This window comes from Arthrobacter sp. 9MFCol3.1 (assembly GCF_000620385.1).
Lineage (GTDB): Bacteria > Actinomycetota > Actinomycetes > Actinomycetales > Micrococcaceae > Arthrobacter.
Map to the genome: position 1 here is coordinate 126813 of NZ_JIBJ01000009.1, position 14621 is coordinate 141433.

Here is a 14621-nt window from a genome sequence, read left to right on the forward strand (position 1 = left end):
CGTCGTTCAAGAGCCGGCGGCAATAGCCACTAAGGTTCTTATATGAACGAAACCGGGCGCCCGCAAGACTTACCACTTTCCAACCCCCGAGCTGATCGGATGAGGAAGGTGGCACAGCTTGCCGGGCGCCCGGCGCGTTTAAAGCGCCGCGAGTTCCTGGCCGAAGGCCCGCAGGCGGTCCGGGAAGCGCTGGTCTTGCACCGGAAGAGGGTTGCCGCGGGGGAGCCGGGCATCGTCTATGAGGTGTACGCCACCGAGGCCTGCCTGGACCGCCACCCGGAGCTGGAGCAGCTGGCCGAGGGAACCCACGCGCACCTTGCCACCGACGAAGTGATCGCAGCGATGGCGGACACCGTCACCCCACAGGGCATCGTCGCCGTCTGCGGCTTCCTGGACGTCAGCCTTGAGCAGGTGCTCGACGCCGGACCGCGGCTGATTGCCGTCCTGTGCCAGGTCCGTGACCCCGGCAACGCCGGCACCGTGCTGCGGGCGGCCGACGCCGCCGGCGCCGACGCCGTCATCCTGACCGGCTCGAGCGTGGACATCTACAACCCCAAGGCCGTGCGTTCGACGGCGGGTTCCCTCTTCCATCTGCCCGTTGTCCTTGGCGCGGAGGTTGAAGAGGTCGTGGCCCGCTGCAAGGAACGCGGCGTCGGTGTTCTGGCCGCGGACGGCAAGGGACGACTGGACCTGGACCGTCTCCAGGATGAGAACGCCGCCCGCCGCCTGGGGGCCTCCGCCGCCGAACCGGTCTACGCGCTGGAACAGCCCACCGCCTGGCTCTTCGGCAACGAGGCCCAGGGCCTGTCCGAGGACGAGATCGCGCTGGCCGACCACCGGGTGGCCGTGCCGGTCTATGGGTCAGCGGAAAGCCTGAACCTCGGCACCGCAGCCACCGTCTGCCTCTACGCCAGCGCCCGCTCCCAGCAGGCGCGCTAGGGGGCTCTGCAGGAAACAGGTTCTGCAGGAAACTGGAAGGTCTCCGGCAGGAATCCGTGCCGCAACGCAGGCCAAACGAACGGCGGGGCCCACCGAATGGTGGGCCCCGCCGTCGTACTGTCACTGCCGCCCCACACAGAGTGGTCGGTCAGTGCCTTGAAGAATTAGGTGGTCTTGTTGCGCCCTGTGATGGCGCCGTAGATGAGTGCGGCCGCGAGACCGCCGACGATGGCCAGGAGCCAGGAACCGAGATTCCAGAATTCCATCTTGCCGCCGCCAAACAGCAGGTCCCCGATCCAGCCGCCGACAATTGCGCCGACGACGCCGAGCACGAGGCTGGTAACCCAGCCGCCACCGACCCTGCCGGGCAAGACTGCCTTGACGATTGCACCTACTATGAGTCCGAGAATGATCCAGCCAAGAAAGCCCATGTCTCCTCCTACATATTCGTCGGCATCCAAATTGTGAATCCCGAGTATGGCTTCAAGCTAACATAGGGCGGATTGCTTGTCAGCAGGGGACTGCCCAATCGTTACGTGGCAGCGCCGGTCCCTGCCGCGGTTCGGCGGCGGCCCGGAAACGGGTACGGTATTCCTTGTGGGCGCTGGGTTCTTCCGGTGTTCGCGTACACCCCGGACGAACACCTCAAGGAGAAGCTCAAGTGGCTGCAAATGGCGGTACCAAGGCGATTCTCGCGGCACTGGCCGCAAACCTGACCATCGCCGTTTTGAAGTTCGTCGCCTACTTTCTGACGCTGTCCTCGTCCATGCTGGCCGAGGCGATTCACTCCATCGCAGACTCCGGCAACCAGCTCCTGCTCCTGCTCGGCGGCAAGCGCGCGCAGCGGGAAGCCAGCCCCGAGCACCCGTTCGGCTACGGCCGCGAGCGTTACATCTACGCCTTCATCGTCTCGATTGTGCTGTTCAGCGTCGGCGGCCTGTTCGCGCTGTATGAGGCCTGGGGAAAAATCCAGCACCCGCACGCCATCGAAGGGGACTTCTGGTGGGTGCCGCTGGCCGTCCTGATCGGCGCGATCATCGCCGAGTCCTTCTCGTTCCGGACCGCGATCATGGAATCCAACCCCCTCCGCGGGAAGCAGAGCTGGGTTAAGTTCATCCGCAACGCCAAGCAGCCGGAACTCCCGGTGATCCTGCTCGAGGACTTCGGCGCCCTCGTGGGCCTGGTGTTCGCGCTCTTCGGCGTGGGCCTGACGATCCTGACCGGAAACGGCATCTGGGACGCCCTCGGCACCGCGATGATCGGTCTGCTGCTCGTGGCGATCGCAGTGGTGCTGGCCATGGAAACCAAGTCCCTGCTGCTGGGCGAGTCGGCCACCCGCGATGACGTCGCCAAGATCCGCAGCGCGATCGAGGCCGGCGGCACCAGCATCATTCACCTCAAGACCATGCATCTTGGCCCCGAGGAGCTGCTGGTGGCGGCCAAGATCAGCATCGGAAGCTCGGATTCGGGCCAGGACATTGCAAAGGCGATTGACGACGCGGAGGTCCGCGTCCGGGAAGCCGTCCCGATTGCCCGGGTCATCTACCTGGAACCGGACGTGCAGCGGGTCAGCGCCCCCTGAGCCGCCCCGCCCATAGGCGGAACGGAAGCCCAGAGGGACGACGGCAGCCGCCGGACAGTACGGCAGCCCCCCTGACAAAACAGCAGTCCTGCCCGGTGCATCACCGGGCAGGACTGCTGTTCTTTTGGGGCATCTAAAGGCTGTTGCCTCTGCTGTTGCCTTTGCCTTTGCTGTTGTTCCGCGATTGTTGTGCCGCGGTTGTTGTGAGGCGGCCGTTGATCCGCGGCGGCGGGGCGGCTAGGAGGCCAGCGGCCGCCTGCGTTCCACGGCGCCGCTGATGGCGGCGACCCCGAGCCCCAGCACGGCCAGGACGGCGCCCACGAGCGCGGGGGCGACGTAGCCCCAGCCCCAGGCGATCACCAGGCCGCCCAGGAAGGCGCCCAGGGCGTTGGCGACGTTGAGCGCAGCATGGTTCAGCGAGGAGGCCAGCGACGGTGCGTCCGGGGACGCGTCCAGCAGCCTGGTCTGCAGGGCCGGAACCAGCATGGACCCGGCAGCGCCAACGACGAACACCATGACCAGTGCGGACCAGGCCCAGTGGACGCCCACGGCATAAACCACGAGCGCCACGGCCGTGCCGGGCAGCACCCAATAAATCGTGCCCATGACGGACTTGTCGGCGATCCGGCCGCCAACGATGTTGCCAGCCACCATGCCCACGCCGTACAGCGCCACGACCAGCGGCAGCCAGGGCGCCGGGAGGCCGGCGACCGAGGTCATGGTGTGCGCAATGTAGGTGTAGGTCGCGAAGAAGCCACCGAAGCCGACGATGCCGACCAGGATGGCAAGCCACACCTGCAGCCGCTTGAGCGCGCCGAGCTCACGGCGGAAGCTGGCATCTGCGTGCGGTTTCTGGAACGGGACGAATTTCCACAGCATGAAGAGCGTGATGATGCCGATCAGGCCCACCAGCAGGAACAGCAGCCGCCACCCGTAGTTCTGGCCCAGCCAGGTGGCGAAGGGGACGCCGATGACGTTGGACACCGTCAGCCCGGCCATGACCATCGAAATGGCCCAACCCCGCTTGGTCGGTGCCACCAGGGAGGCGGCAATCACGGCCGCGACCCCGAAGAAGGCGCCGTGGGGCAGCCCCGCGGCGAACCGGGACACGAGCATGGAGCCGTAGTCCGGGGCGAGGAAGGAACTGAGGTTGGCGATGCTGAAGAAGAGCATGAGCCCCAGGGCCAGATACTTCCGCGGGAGTTTGGCCCCGACGGCGGCCAGCACCGGCGCACCGATCACGACGCCGAGGGCGTAGGCCGAAATCAGGTGACCTGCCTCGGGCGTGCTGATGTTCAGGCCCTGTTCGATCTCCTTGAGCAGGCCCATCATGGTGAATTCCGTGGTGCCGATGCCAAAGCCGCCCATCGCCAGGGCAATGATGGCCAGGGCAACGTGACGGGTGCCGGTCTTGGACGGTGCCGGGGCGTGTGTGGTGGTTGTCATTCGTCTTTTCGGAGAGATTTTCCGGGAGAAGCCGGAGGGATCGGACAGATAAATATGCTTTTAAGAACGGGGAGGGGGCGCCGAATATTCCGCAGGGTGTCCGGACGGCCGCCTCCACCATTGTCCCCTACCAGGGCCGGCTCCCGGCCCCCGGTCCCCAACGCCGGACCGTGCGCCAGCCTTAGACTTGTGGGCGTGACTGGACTCATTGGCGTCGTTGGCGGCGCAGTAGTGGACTCCCTGGCCCAACCGGGCATGCTCCTTGCGGCCCGGCGCACGGCGCCGCCGCAGTTTGCCGGAATGTGGGAGTTCCCGGGCGGAAAGGTGGAACCCGGCGAGGCAGCCGAGGACGCCCTGCACCGCGAGCTCCGGGAAGAACTGGGCGTGCTGGTGCGGCTCGGAGCCGAGCTGCCAGCGGAAACCGCCACGGGCTGGCCGCTGAACGCCAAGGCGGCGATGAGGGTCTGGTTCGCGGAACTCGCGCAGGGAGAACCCCGGCCGCTGGAGGACCACGACGAACTGCGCTGGCTCGACCTCCGCAACCCGTCAGAGGTCCTGGACCTGCCGTGGATCCCGGCGGACTTCCCCATCGTCGAGGCCCTCCTGGCGGCAGTGCAGGCCACCGGGCCGCGGGGAGTGGGAGCCGGACTGGGCCGCTGACCGGCCTCGCCGGCGGGCTTCGGAAGCCCGCCTCTCGCCAAACCGTCAGCCATGTGCCTACTCTGATCCCAGTCGAGAGGAGTGGCCCGTGCAGGTCGGTGTCGGACGAGAGCAGCGAGCCGGAGAACGCCGCGTCGCAGCCACACCGGAGACGGTCCAGCAGTTGACAGCCCTCGGGCTCCATCTTCTGGTGGAGGGCGGCGCCGGTACCGAAGCAGGCTTCGCCGACGCCGCCTTCAAGGAGGCCGGCGCGACGGTGATCTCCGAGCTCCCGTTGGAGGCCCTGGACGTCCTGCTGCATGTCCGCCCGCTCACCCCGGAGGCCGCGGCCCGGCTGCGGCCCGGCACGGTCACCATCGGGCTGGCGTCGCCGTCCTCGGAACTGCCCACCGTGCGGGCACTCGCTGCCGCCTGCACCACCTCGTTCGCCCTGGAACTGCTTCCGCGGATCTCCCGGGCACAGTCCATGGATGCGCTCAGCTCGCAGTCCCTGGTCACCGGTTACCGCGCCGTGCTGGAAGCGGCCGTCCGCTACCCGCGGTTCTTCCCGCTCTACATGACCGCCGCCGGTACCATCCCGCCGGCGCGGGTGTTGGTCCTTGGAGCGGGTGTCGCCGGGCTGCAGGCGATCGGCACGGCGAAACGGCTCGGCGCCCGGGTCTCGGCAAATGACATCCGGGCCGCCTCCGCCGAGGAAGTCGCTTCGATGGGTGGCACTTTCATCAATCTGGACATCGATGCGGCGGCAGAAGGAACCGGAGGCTACGCCCGTGCCCTTGGCGAGGACCGGGCGCAACGCCAGCGCAGCCTCCTGGCCCCGCACGTCGCGGCGGCGGACGTCCTGATCACGACGGCGGCCATCCCCGGCCGGGCGGCTCCCTTGCTGGTGACCACCGCCATGGTGGCCAGCATGCGGGCCGGTTCCGTCGTCGTCGACCTCGCCGCGGAGTCCGGAGGCAACGTCGAAGGCGTGATCGCCGGCCAGGACGTGCAGGTGCCGGTCGACGGCGGATCGGTCACGCTCGTGGGCCTGCAGGACGCGGCATCCGCCATGCCCTCGGATGCGTCCCGGCTTTTCGCCCGGAACGTCAGCAACTTCCTCGCGCTCATGACCGACTGCGGTGCGGTGGCCCCGGACTTCAACGACGACGTGGTCGCCGGAACGTGCCTGACCCACGGCGGCGTGGTGCGGCATGCCCCCACCGCGGAAGCATTGGAAAGGGAGGCGTGATGGGCCCGATCGCGTTGTTGACCGTGGTGGTGCTTGCGGTGTTCGTTGGCTTCGAAGTGGTCTCCAAGGTCACCAGCAAGCTGCACACACCGCTCATGTCCGGGGCCAACGCCATCCACGGCATCATTTTGGTCGGCGCCATCATCGTGGCCGGACAGGCCAGTGACCCCTGGGTGCTCGGCATCGCGCTCCTGGCCGTCGTCCTGGCCACCGTCAACCTGGTGGGTGGCTTTGTGGTCACGGACCGGATGCTGGAGATGTTTAGCGACCACAAGCGGGCACGCATCCCCGCCTCAACCGGGGCCACCAAAGCTGGCGGAACGGCGGGTGAAGGGCACCCCGGCGAGGGGGGCTCCGCCGGCGCGGCGGGGGAGTCCAGATGAGCCTGCTGAGCCCCGAATGGACAGCCCTGCTCTACCTTGTGGCCGCCGTCTGCTTCATCCTGGCGCTGAAGGGCCTCAGCTCGCCCCGCACCGCCCGCCGCGGCAACGCCATCGGCGCGGCCGGGGCGCTCCTCGCCGTGGTCACCGTGTTCTTCTCGGTACGGCTGGAAAATATTCCGCTCATCCTCGTCGCCATCGCCGTGGGCGCCGCGCTTGCCGTCCCCGTGGCCCGCCGGGTGCAGATGACCCAGATGCCCCAACTCGTGGCGCTCTTCAACGGCGTCGGAGGCGGGGCCGCGGCGCTCGTCGCCGTACTGGAACTTGGCCACCAGGAGGACCCGTGGGTCCGCGTGGCCGTGGTCTTCACCATGCTCGTGGGCGCCGTGTCTTTCGCCGGCTCCGCGGTGACCGTGGGGAAGCTGCAGGAACTCATCAGCACCCGCCCGCTGCTGTTTCCCGGGATGCCCTGGGTCATGGGTGCCGTCCTGCTGGGGGCGGTCGTCTCCGGAGCGCTGGTGGTCCTGACCGGCTCGCTCGGCTTCTCGCTCGCGCTGCTGGGTCTGAGTCTCGCCGCCGGGCTGCTCCTGGTGCTGCCCGTGGGCGGGGCGGACGTGCCGATTGTCATCTCCCTGCTGAACGCGTTCACGGGGCTGGCGGTGGCGGCGTCCGGCGTGGTCCTGGGCAATGTCCTGCTGCTGGTCGCCGGGACGCTCGTGGGCGCGAGCGGCACCATCCTGACCAAGGTCATGGCCTCGGCCATGGGCCGCGGAGTCGGCGGAATCATGTTCGGGGCGTTCAAGGGCGGCTCGACGGCGGGATCCACCGCCCTGAGCGACCGGCCTGTGCGGTCCTCGTCCCCGGAGGACATTGCCGTCCAGCTCGGCTACGCCCAGCGCGTGGTGATCGTTCCCGGCTACGGGCTTGCCGTGGCCCAGGGCCAGCACACCGTGGCGGAGCTCGCCACGGCCCTGGGCGCCCGCGGCGTGGACGTCGTGTTCGCCATCCACCCCGTGGCGGGTCGCATGCCGGGCCACATGAACGTGCTGCTGGCCGAGGCCAACGTGCCGTACGAGTCACTGCGGGAACTGGCGGAAGTCAATCCCGAATTCGCCACCACGGATATCGTTCTGGTGGTCGGCGCCAACGACGTCGTGAACCCGGCGGCCAAGTCGTCCCCGGGTTCGCCGATTTATGGGATGCCGATCCTGGAGGTCGTGCAGGCTCAGCAGGTCGTGTTCCTGAAGCGGTCGATGCGCCCGGGGTTTGCCGGCATCGAGAATGAGCTCCTGCACGACCCCAAGACCACGCTCCTGTTCGGGGATGCCAAGGATTCGCTGGCCAGGGTGCTCGGAGCGGTCAAGGCGCTCTAGGCGTACTCCGCCCGGCGCATCAAAACAGCGTGGGCTGGGCAGTGCTGGAACGGATGGCGTCGGAACGGATGGCCCCGGAGGGGGCTGCGCCGGAGTGGCCTGTGCGTGCATGCCCGGCGGTGTCCGGGATGCTGCCGGCCGGGTACTGGGCTTCTTCCTCCCGGGCGTCGTCATGGCCGCTGCCGCCGTCAAGGTCCCGGTGGCTGAAGCCCTGCGAGCCGGAGAAGCCGTGCAGGTCCTTGAAATAACGGATCCGGCCGGCCAGCCACGCCCGGTATTCCTTGGACGCGTACGATCCGCTGCCGTACAGGCGGCGGTACTTGCCCGCCAGCTGCGGATGTTCGCGGGCGATCCACTGCATGAACCATTCGCGGGTGCCCGGCTTCAGGTACAGCGCACCGGCCGTGACCCCTGTGGCGCCGGCCGCGGCCAGGGCGCCGAAGAGGGAGTTGAGGGCCTCGTCGCTGTCCGAGAGCCACGGCAGGATGGGCATGGCCATGACGCCGCAGGGCAGGCCAGCCTCCCGCAGCCGGGAGATGAGCTTCAGCCGCGCCCGCGGCCCCGGCGTCCCCGGTTCCACGGCTTCGGAGAGGTGCTCGTCGGTCATGGCCAGCGAGATGCCCACCCCGATCGGGACCTGGGCGGCGGCATGCTTCAGCAGCGGGATGTCCCGGGCCAGGAGCGTGCCCTTGGTGAGGATGGACAGGGGAGTGCCGGAATCGGCGAGGGCGCCGATGATGCCGGGCATCAGCTGGTAGCGGCCCTCGGCGCGCTGGTACGGGTCCGTGTTGGTGCCAAGCGCCACGTGCTCGTGCCGCCAGGAGGGCTTGGCCAGTTCCCGGCGCAGGACCTCGGCGGCGTTGATCTTGACCACCACCTGGCTGTCGAAGTCCAGGCCGGCGTCGAATTCCAGATACGTGTGGCTCTTGCGCGCGAAGCAGTAGACGCAGGCGTGGCTGCAGCCGCGGTAGGGGTTGATGGTCCAGTCGAACGGCATCCGCGAACCGGCGACCACCTTGTTGAGCACCGATTTGGCGGTGACCTCATGGAAGGTGATCCCGGCAAACTCCGGCGTGGACACGGACCGGACCAGCCCGGCCAGCGGCAGCAGGGCAGCGGCGGCCGGCGAATCGGCGGAAAGGGCGTCAGGTGAGGCACCGCGCTCAAGTGCTTGTGCGTCCCATCTCATGCCTACATTCGAATGTATGTTCGACTAAATGTCAAGGATGCCGGCCGGCGGCGGCGCAGTCAGCGGCGCAACAAGTGCGCATTGCTAGGCTGGGGCGATGATTCTGCTGACCGGGTTCGAGCCATTTGGCGGCGATGCGGCCAATCCGTCGTGGGCCGCGGCCCGTTCGGCCGCGCGGCTGCTCCAATCCGACGGGCTGGAGGTCCGGGCGGTGGAATTGCCCTGCGTCTTTGGCGAATCGGCCACGGTGCTGGCGGAGGCCCTCGAGCGCTTCCAGCCGGAGCTTGTGCTGTGCACCGGCCAGGCCGGCGGGAGGGCGCGCATCTCGCTGGAACGGGTGGCCATCAATTGTGATGACGCCCGGATTCCGGACAATGCCGGCAACCAGCCCGTGGACGAACCCGTGGTCCCGGGCGGACCCGCAGCCTATTTCACGTCCCTGCCCGTCAAAGCGGCGCTCGCGGCCTTGGCCGCAGAGCAGATCCCGGCTGAGGTGTCCCAGAGCGCAGGGACCTATGTTTGCAACCATGTCTTCTACGCGCTCATGCACGCCCTGCGGCTCCGCCCGGGCACCAGGGGAGGCTTTGTCCACGTCCCCTACGCGGACACCCAGCTTCCGGCCGGGAGCAGCACCCCTGCACTGCCGGGCCCCCAGATGGCGGCGGCGCTCGCCGTCGTCGTGCGCACTGCCCTGGCGACGACGGCGGATCTCAAGCTCCCTGCCGGCGCAACCCACTAGCCCCAGCCGGTCATCCGGCGCCCGAGCCGGGGGCGGCCGCCGTCGGCGACGGGAAACACCTGCTCCCACCATTACAAAACAATCAGTCCAGCAGTTCCCAGACGACGCCGACTGTGGCGGTGACGCCCGACTCGCCGGCCTCGACGGTCAGTGAGGCCACCGCCACTTCCCGCTGCATCTTCGCCACCGGGATCGGCGCCTGGAAGCCGGTGTGCTGGGTGAGGGACAGGACCCTGCCCAGCCTGGTACCGGCGAGGGCGGCGTAATGCTCCGCGGTGGTGCGGGCGTCCTGCCAGGCGGCCTCCCGGGCACGGGCCTCGACGGCCGAGGAGTCGGCGAAGCCCAGGGTCAGACCGTTCAGCCGGACGGTGTCGCCGCCGGCAGCAACCGCCGCGGCGAGGATCTGGGAGGACGCGGACAACTCGCGGATCCTGACGGTGAGCGTGCTGGAGGCCAGATAGCCGGTCACGGTCTGGCCCCGGCCATCCTGCCAGTTCAGCTCGGCCCGGACGTTCAGCCCGGAGGTGGACAGGTCGGCGCTGTCCACGCCGTGTTGCCGGAGCTCCGCCGTGATGGCAGCCGATCGTGTTCCGGCCTCGCGGTAGGCCTCGGCCACGGTCTCGCGGCGGCATTCAACGCCGATCGACACGGTCAGCAGGTCCGGCACCGCCTCGGCGCTGCCGGTTCCTGCAACGGAGATGCTTCGGGGGCTGTCTGTCATGTCAGGCCTCGTAACGTTCGGGGGCGGTCACGCCCGTTCTGCGGTGCGTGTGTGGGCTGGTCCCGGGCAGGGGGTAGCCGCCCGCTTCCAGTCCGGCGTGGCGCTCGAAGACGTTGGCGCTGCCCGGGTTGCCCGTGCGCCAGAGGGACCAGCCGGCGGCTATGAAGTACAGCGGCAGGAACGGCAGCCCGAGGCACCAGGCGTATTGGGTGCTGTGGCGCTCCTCGTGGCCCAGCAGTACTGGATTGGCGCGGGCGGATTCCGGTCCGGCACGGAAGAGGATCACGTTGCCCACCGTGAAGGCCGCAGCAAACGGCACCGGCCAGCGGTAGCGGCCCGCGATCAGCAGTCCGCGCGGACCGGAGTTGACGGTTGTCCGCGCACAGGCTGCCAGCAGCAGGCCCAGCAGGGTGGACCCGTTGAGCAGGTTGGCGATCTGGCGAAGCCGTTGTCCGGGCGTCATGAGGCCATGGTAGCCGGGGGTGTGCCCGGCGGTCAGGGGGGCCGCCGGGATGTCCCGTGCCCCGGGGAATGTCCCCGGCGTCAGCGTCCACAGAGGCCGCCGGGGACGCAGCGTCACGTGAGAGACGGCCGTTGCCATGCCGCCGACGGCCGTCTACTAGACTGGGGACAGTGACCACAAGCCTTGCCGAGAACCCGCGCCGCGCCCTGTGCCCGGCCGCGTGCTGTTGGCATGATCCGACTCGTAGCTAAGAACAGTAGATGACTGAAACTTTGCCGGACGCAGCCGTCCCGAATCCTCTGGATGAAGCCGCCATTACCGCCGCCGTAGACCAGGCCGTTGCCGCCATCGCCGCTGCCGCGACCCTCGATGAACTCAAGGCCGTGCGCCTCGCCCACACGGGCGAAAAGTCCCCCCTGAGCCTCGCCAACCGTGAAATCGGCGCGCTGCCCAAGGACCAGAAGGCCGCCGCCGGCAAGCTCATGGGCGCGTCCCGGGGCCGGGTCAACAAGGCGCTCGCGGACCGCACGGTCGCGCTCGAGGCCGAGAACGACGCGCGGATCCTCGTCGAAGAGACCGTGGATGTCACGGCGGCGCCGCGCCGGCGCACGGCCGGTGCACGCCACCCGCTGTCCACGCTGCAGGACCGTGTGGCGGACATCTTTGTCGGCATGGGCTGGGAAATCGCCGAGGGGCCCGAGGTCGAATCCGAATGGTTCAACTTCGATGCCCTGAACTTCAAGCCGGACCACCCCGCCCGCGACATGCAGGACACGTTCTTCGTCGAGCCGCCCGAGGCCCACCTGCTCATGCGCACGCACACCTCGCCGGTTCAGGTCCGCTCCATGCTGGAACGGGAGCTGCCCATTTATGTGCTGTGCCCGGGCAAGGTGTTCCGCACGGACGAGCTCGACGCGACGCACACCCCGGTGTTCCACCAGTTCGAGGGCCTGGCCATCGACAAGAAGCTGAGCATGGCGGACCTCCGCGGCACCCTGGAGCACTTTGCACGCCAGATGTTCGGCGCGGAAGCCCAGATCCGGCTACGGCCCAACTACTTCCCGTTCACCGAGCCGTCCGCGGAGCTCGATATCTGGCACCCGGGCGCCAAGGGCGGCCCCAGCTGGATCGAGTGGGGCGGCTGCGGCATGGTCAACGCCAATGTCCTGCGCGCCGCCGGCATCGACCCGGACATCTATTCAGGCTTTGCCTTCGGCATGGGCATCGAACGCACCCTCATGTTCCGCAACGAGGTCGGCGACATGCGCGACATGATCGAAGGCGACGTACGTTTCAGCGAGCACTTCGGGATGGAGATCTAAGAAATGCGTATCCCACTTTCCTGGCTGCGTGAATTCGCGCAGGTACCGGCCGGGGCAACGGCCGAGGACGTCATGGCCGAGCTCGTCAAGGTCGGCTTTGAAGAAGAAGCAGTCCACCGCCCCACGGATACCCTCCGGGGTCCGATCGTGGTGGGCCAGGTGCTGAGCATCGTCAAGGAACCCCAGACCAACGGCAAGACCATCAACTGGTGCCAGGTCCGGGTTGTCCCCGAAGGCCAGCAGCAGAGCCTCACCGGCGACGGCATCGACCCCTCCGGCGTCCAGGGCATCATCTGCGGCGCCCACAACTTCGTTGAAGGCGACAAAGTCGTGGTCACCCTGCCGGGGGCCGTGCTGCCGGGCGACTTCCACATTTCCGCGCGGAAGACCTACGGGCACCTCTCCGCCGGCATGATCGCCTCCGTGCGCGAACTGGGCATCGGCGAGGACCACGACGGCATCCTGGTGCTGTCCCGGATCGGGCTGGATCCCGAAATCGGAACCGACGCCATGGAGCTCTTGGGCCTCTACGACCAGGCCGCCGAAATCAACGTGACGCCGGACCGCGGGTATGCGTTCTCCATCCGTGGCGCGGCCCGCGAATACGCGCACGCCACCGGCACCGCGTTCACGGACCCGGTCTCCAAGGTCCAGGTTCCGACGGCGCTGTCCGGCGGCTACGGCGTCAAGCTCAACGACGACGCCCCCATCTACGGCAAGCCCGGCTGCGACCGTTTCGTGGCCCGCACCGTGCGCCGCGTGGATGCCACCCGGCCCACCCCGCCGTGGATGACCTCCCGCCTCCGGCTCGCCGGCATCCGGTCCATCTCGCTGCCGGTGGACATCTCCAACTACGTCATGCTCGAGCTCGGGCAGCCGAACCACTGCTATGACCTGGACAAGCTGGCCGGCGACATCGTCGTCCGGCGTGCCACGGCGGGGGAGAAGATCACCACCCTGGACGACAAGGAGCGCACGCTCGACGTCGAGGATCTGCTGATCACGGACGAATCCGGCCCCATCGGAATCGCCGGCGTCATGGGCGGCGCCCACACCGAAGTCTCGGACACCACCACGAACGTCCTGGTCGAGGCCGCGCACTTCGACGAGGTCTCGATCGCCCGCGCGCGCCGCCGCCACAAGCTGCCGTCGGAGGCGTCCAAGCGCTTCGAACGCGGCGTGGACTGGCAGGTGGCCGACGTGGCCGCCCAGCGTGTGGTGGACCTGCTGGTCGAACTCGCCGGAGGAACGGCCGACGAGGCCGGGACCGACGTCGGGACCGCACCGGACGCCGTCACCATCGAACTGCCGGCAGAGCACGCGGCCGCCCGGATCGGGATCGACCTCACCGAGGAACAGATCCTGACCTCGCTCGAGGACCTCGGCGCCGTCGTTGCCAGGACCGGCAGCGGCTACACGGTGACCGCCCCGAGCTGGCGCCACGACCTCGAAACCAAGGATGACCTCACCGAGGAAATCGCCCGGCTGGTCGGCTACGACAGGATCCCGGCGACCCTGCCCGTGGCGCCCCCGGGCCGTGGCCTGACCCGCGTCCAGCAGCAGCGCCGCCGCCTGATCCAGGCCCTCGCCGACGCCGGACTCACCGAGGTGCTGGCGTACCCGTTCGTCTCGAAGGCCGCCAATGACACCTTCGGCGTCCCCGAAGAGGGTGCGGCGCGCAAGGCCCTCAAGCTGGCCAACCCGATCAGCGAGGAGCACGGCTTCCTGCGGACCTCCGTCCTGCCGGGCCTGATCGAGGTGGCCAAGCGCAACCACTCCCGCGGCTTCCGCGACCTCGCCCTCTTCGAGGCCGGGCTCGTGTTCCTGCCGGGCGAGAAGCTTGGCACCGCCACGATTCCGCCGCTCGGCGTCAAGCCCAGCGACGAGGTGCTCGATGGCCTGTACGACGGCGTCCCGGACCAGCCGCTGCACCTCGCCGCCGTGCTCACGGGGCACGACTCTCCTGCCGCCCCGGGCCACGCCCCGCGGGCCTGGGACTGGGCGGACGCGGTGGACATTGCCCGGATCGCCGGCGACGTGCTCGGCGTCGAGGTCCTGGTCACGCAGGGCCGGCATCAGGCCTTCCACCCGGGCCGGGCAGCACAGCTTGAACTGCGCACCGGCGAAGTGGTGGGCTACGCCGGCGAGCTGCACCCGAAGCTGCTGGCGGCGCACGACATGCCGGCCCGTTCCGTGGCGCTGGAATTGAACGCCGACGCCCTCTTCGAGGCCGCTGCCGACGTGATCGTGGCCCGGCACATCTCGACGTACCCCGTGGCCACCCAGGACGTGGCGCTGGTGGTGGCGCAGGACGTCCCGGCGGGCGAGGTGCTGGCTGCGCTGCGTGAAGGCGCGGGCGAACTGCTCGAAGACGTCGCGCTGTTCGACGTCTACGCAGGCAAGGGCATCGAGGAAGGCAAGAAGTCGCTGGCGTTCAGCCTGCGCTTCCGCGCCAACGACCGCACCCTGACGGCGGACGAAGCCTCGGCGGCCCGTGAAAGTGCCGTGGCCGCTGCCCACGAACGATTCGGAGCGGTGCAGCGCTGAGAACTGCGCTGGCCACAGCGCAGACGTAG

Annotated in this window: 14 protein-coding genes; 9 read left to right on the top strand and 5 right to left on the bottom strand. The window is 68.7% G+C overall.

Annotation, left to right across the window (positions count from 1 at the left end):
- Positions 1 to 42: 42 nt before the first annotated feature.
- Positions 43 to 939 carry a TrmH family RNA methyltransferase gene (locus C560_RS0111615; RefSeq protein WP_026538333.1) on the top strand — a complete coding sequence of 299 codons (897 nt, stop codon included), beginning with the start codon at positions 43 to 45 and terminating at the stop codon, positions 937 to 939.
- Positions 940 to 1103: 164 nt separating this feature from the next.
- Here the strand turns inward: C560_RS0111615 and C560_RS0111620 are convergent, their stop codons facing one another.
- Positions 1104 to 1370, bottom strand: a complete 267-nt coding sequence (locus C560_RS0111620) for a GlsB/YeaQ/YmgE family stress response membrane protein (RefSeq protein WP_018774436.1) — start codon at positions 1368 to 1370, stop codon at positions 1104 to 1106.
- 230 nt (positions 1371 to 1600) lie between these two features.
- On the opposite strand from C560_RS0111620, the gene C560_RS0111625 reads away from it, so the two are divergent.
- The gene (locus C560_RS0111625; protein ID WP_026538334.1) at positions 1601 to 2521 is read left to right on the top strand and encodes a cation diffusion facilitator family transporter; all 921 of its coding nucleotides are present in this window, start codon (positions 1601 to 1603) and stop codon (positions 2519 to 2521) included.
- A gap of 237 nt (positions 2522 to 2758) precedes the next feature.
- Here C560_RS0111625 and C560_RS0111630 read toward each other — a convergent pair whose 3' ends face one another.
- A complete protein-coding gene (locus C560_RS0111630; RefSeq protein WP_018774434.1) occupies positions 2759 to 3967 on the bottom strand; it encodes an MFS transporter in 1209 nt (402 codons plus the stop codon).
- 195 nt (positions 3968 to 4162) lie between these two features.
- Here C560_RS0111630 and C560_RS0111635 point away from each other — a divergent pair, with 195 nt between their 5' ends.
- The 4 genes from C560_RS0111635 (at position 4163) to C560_RS0111650 (ending at position 7611) form a co-directional block, all read left to right on the top strand.
- Positions 4163 to 4627, top strand: coding sequence for a (deoxy)nucleoside triphosphate pyrophosphohydrolase (locus tag C560_RS0111635; protein ID WP_026538335.1), 465 nt, complete (start codon positions 4163 to 4165; stop codon positions 4625 to 4627).
- An 88-nt stretch (positions 4628 to 4715) separates the two neighbouring features.
- Positions 4716 to 5858, top strand: coding sequence for an NAD(P) transhydrogenase subunit alpha (locus tag C560_RS0111640; protein WP_026538336.1), 1143 nt, complete (start codon positions 4716 to 4718; stop codon positions 5856 to 5858).
- Complete coding sequence (locus C560_RS0111645) at positions 5858 to 6241, top strand: NAD(P) transhydrogenase subunit alpha (protein WP_026538337.1); 384 nt, start codon at positions 5858 to 5860, stop codon at positions 6239 to 6241. The genes C560_RS0111640 and C560_RS0111645 overlap by 1 nt, the downstream gene beginning before the upstream one ends.
- Complete coding sequence (locus C560_RS0111650) at positions 6238 to 7611, top strand: NAD(P)(+) transhydrogenase (Re/Si-specific) subunit beta (RefSeq protein WP_026538338.1); 1374 nt, start codon at positions 6238 to 6240, stop codon at positions 7609 to 7611. The genes C560_RS0111645 and C560_RS0111650 overlap by 4 nt, the downstream gene beginning before the upstream one ends.
- Before the next feature lie 19 nt (positions 7612 to 7630).
- On the opposite strand, the gene C560_RS0111655 is transcribed toward C560_RS0111650, so the two are convergent.
- Positions 7631 to 8800, bottom strand: a complete 1170-nt coding sequence (locus tag C560_RS0111655) for an Rv2578c family radical SAM protein (RefSeq protein ID WP_026538339.1) — start codon at positions 8798 to 8800, stop codon at positions 7631 to 7633.
- 97 nt (positions 8801 to 8897) lie between these two features.
- Here C560_RS0111655 and pcp point away from each other — a divergent pair, with 97 nt between their 5' ends.
- A complete protein-coding gene (gene pcp / locus C560_RS0111660; RefSeq protein WP_026538340.1) occupies positions 8898 to 9539 on the top strand; it encodes a pyroglutamyl-peptidase I in 642 nt (213 codons plus the stop codon).
- An 82-nt stretch (positions 9540 to 9621) separates the two neighbouring features.
- On the opposite strand, the gene C560_RS0111665 is transcribed toward pcp, so the two are convergent.
- Both C560_RS0111665 and C560_RS0111670 read right to left on the bottom strand, forming a co-directional pair.
- Entirely contained in the window at positions 9622 to 10260 is a 639-nt protein-coding gene (locus tag C560_RS0111665) for an SIMPL domain-containing protein (protein ID WP_026538341.1), read from the bottom strand.
- Position 10261: 1 nt separating this feature from the next.
- A complete protein-coding gene (locus tag C560_RS0111670; RefSeq protein ID WP_026538342.1) occupies positions 10262 to 10723 on the bottom strand; it encodes a hypothetical protein in 462 nt (153 codons plus the stop codon).
- A 260-nt stretch (positions 10724 to 10983) separates the two neighbouring features.
- On the opposite strand from C560_RS0111670, the gene pheS reads away from it, so the two are divergent.
- Together pheS and pheT are read left to right on the top strand one after the other, a co-directional pair.
- Entirely contained in the window at positions 10984 to 12045 is a 1062-nt protein-coding gene (pheS, locus tag C560_RS0111675; protein WP_026538343.1) for a phenylalanine--tRNA ligase subunit alpha, read from the top strand.
- A gap of 3 nt (positions 12046 to 12048) precedes the next feature.
- The gene (gene pheT / locus C560_RS0111680; protein ID WP_026538344.1) at positions 12049 to 14592 is read left to right on the top strand and encodes a phenylalanine--tRNA ligase subunit beta; all 2544 of its coding nucleotides are present in this window, start codon (positions 12049 to 12051) and stop codon (positions 14590 to 14592) included.
- The last annotated feature ends 29 nt before the right edge of the window (positions 14593 to 14621 follow it).

Excerpts from the sequence above, each read along its gene's own strand:
- C560_RS0111615 (WP_026538333.1), top strand. The coding sequence starts at position 43 with ATGAACGAAACCGGGCGCCCGCAAGACTTACCACTTTCCAACCCCCGA.
- C560_RS0111620 (WP_018774436.1), bottom strand. The coding sequence starts at position 1,370 with ATGGGCTTTCTTGGCTGGATCATTCTCGGACTCATAGTAGGTGCAATC.
- C560_RS0111630 (WP_018774434.1), bottom strand. The coding sequence starts at position 3,967 with ATGACAACCACCACACACGCCCCGGCACCGTCCAAGACCGGCACCCGT.
- C560_RS0111645 (WP_026538337.1), top strand. The coding sequence starts at position 5,858 with ATGGGCCCGATCGCGTTGTTGACCGTGGTGGTGCTTGCGGTGTTCGTT.
- C560_RS0111650 (WP_026538338.1), top strand. The coding sequence starts at position 6,238 with ATGAGCCTGCTGAGCCCCGAATGGACAGCCCTGCTCTACCTTGTGGCC.
- C560_RS0111655 (WP_026538339.1), bottom strand. The coding sequence starts at position 8,800 with ATGAGATGGGACGCACAAGCACTTGAGCGCGGTGCCTCACCTGACGCC.
- pcp (WP_026538340.1), top strand. The coding sequence starts at position 8,898 with ATGATTCTGCTGACCGGGTTCGAGCCATTTGGCGGCGATGCGGCCAAT.
- C560_RS0111665 (WP_026538341.1), bottom strand. The coding sequence starts at position 10,260 with ATGACAGACAGCCCCCGAAGCATCTCCGTTGCAGGAACCGGCAGCGCC.
- C560_RS0111670 (WP_026538342.1), bottom strand. The coding sequence starts at position 10,723 with ATGACGCCCGGACAACGGCTTCGCCAGATCGCCAACCTGCTCAACGGG.
- pheS (WP_026538343.1), top strand. The coding sequence starts at position 10,984 with ATGACTGAAACTTTGCCGGACGCAGCCGTCCCGAATCCTCTGGATGAA.
- pheT (WP_026538344.1), top strand. The coding sequence starts at position 12,049 with ATGCGTATCCCACTTTCCTGGCTGCGTGAATTCGCGCAGGTACCGGCC.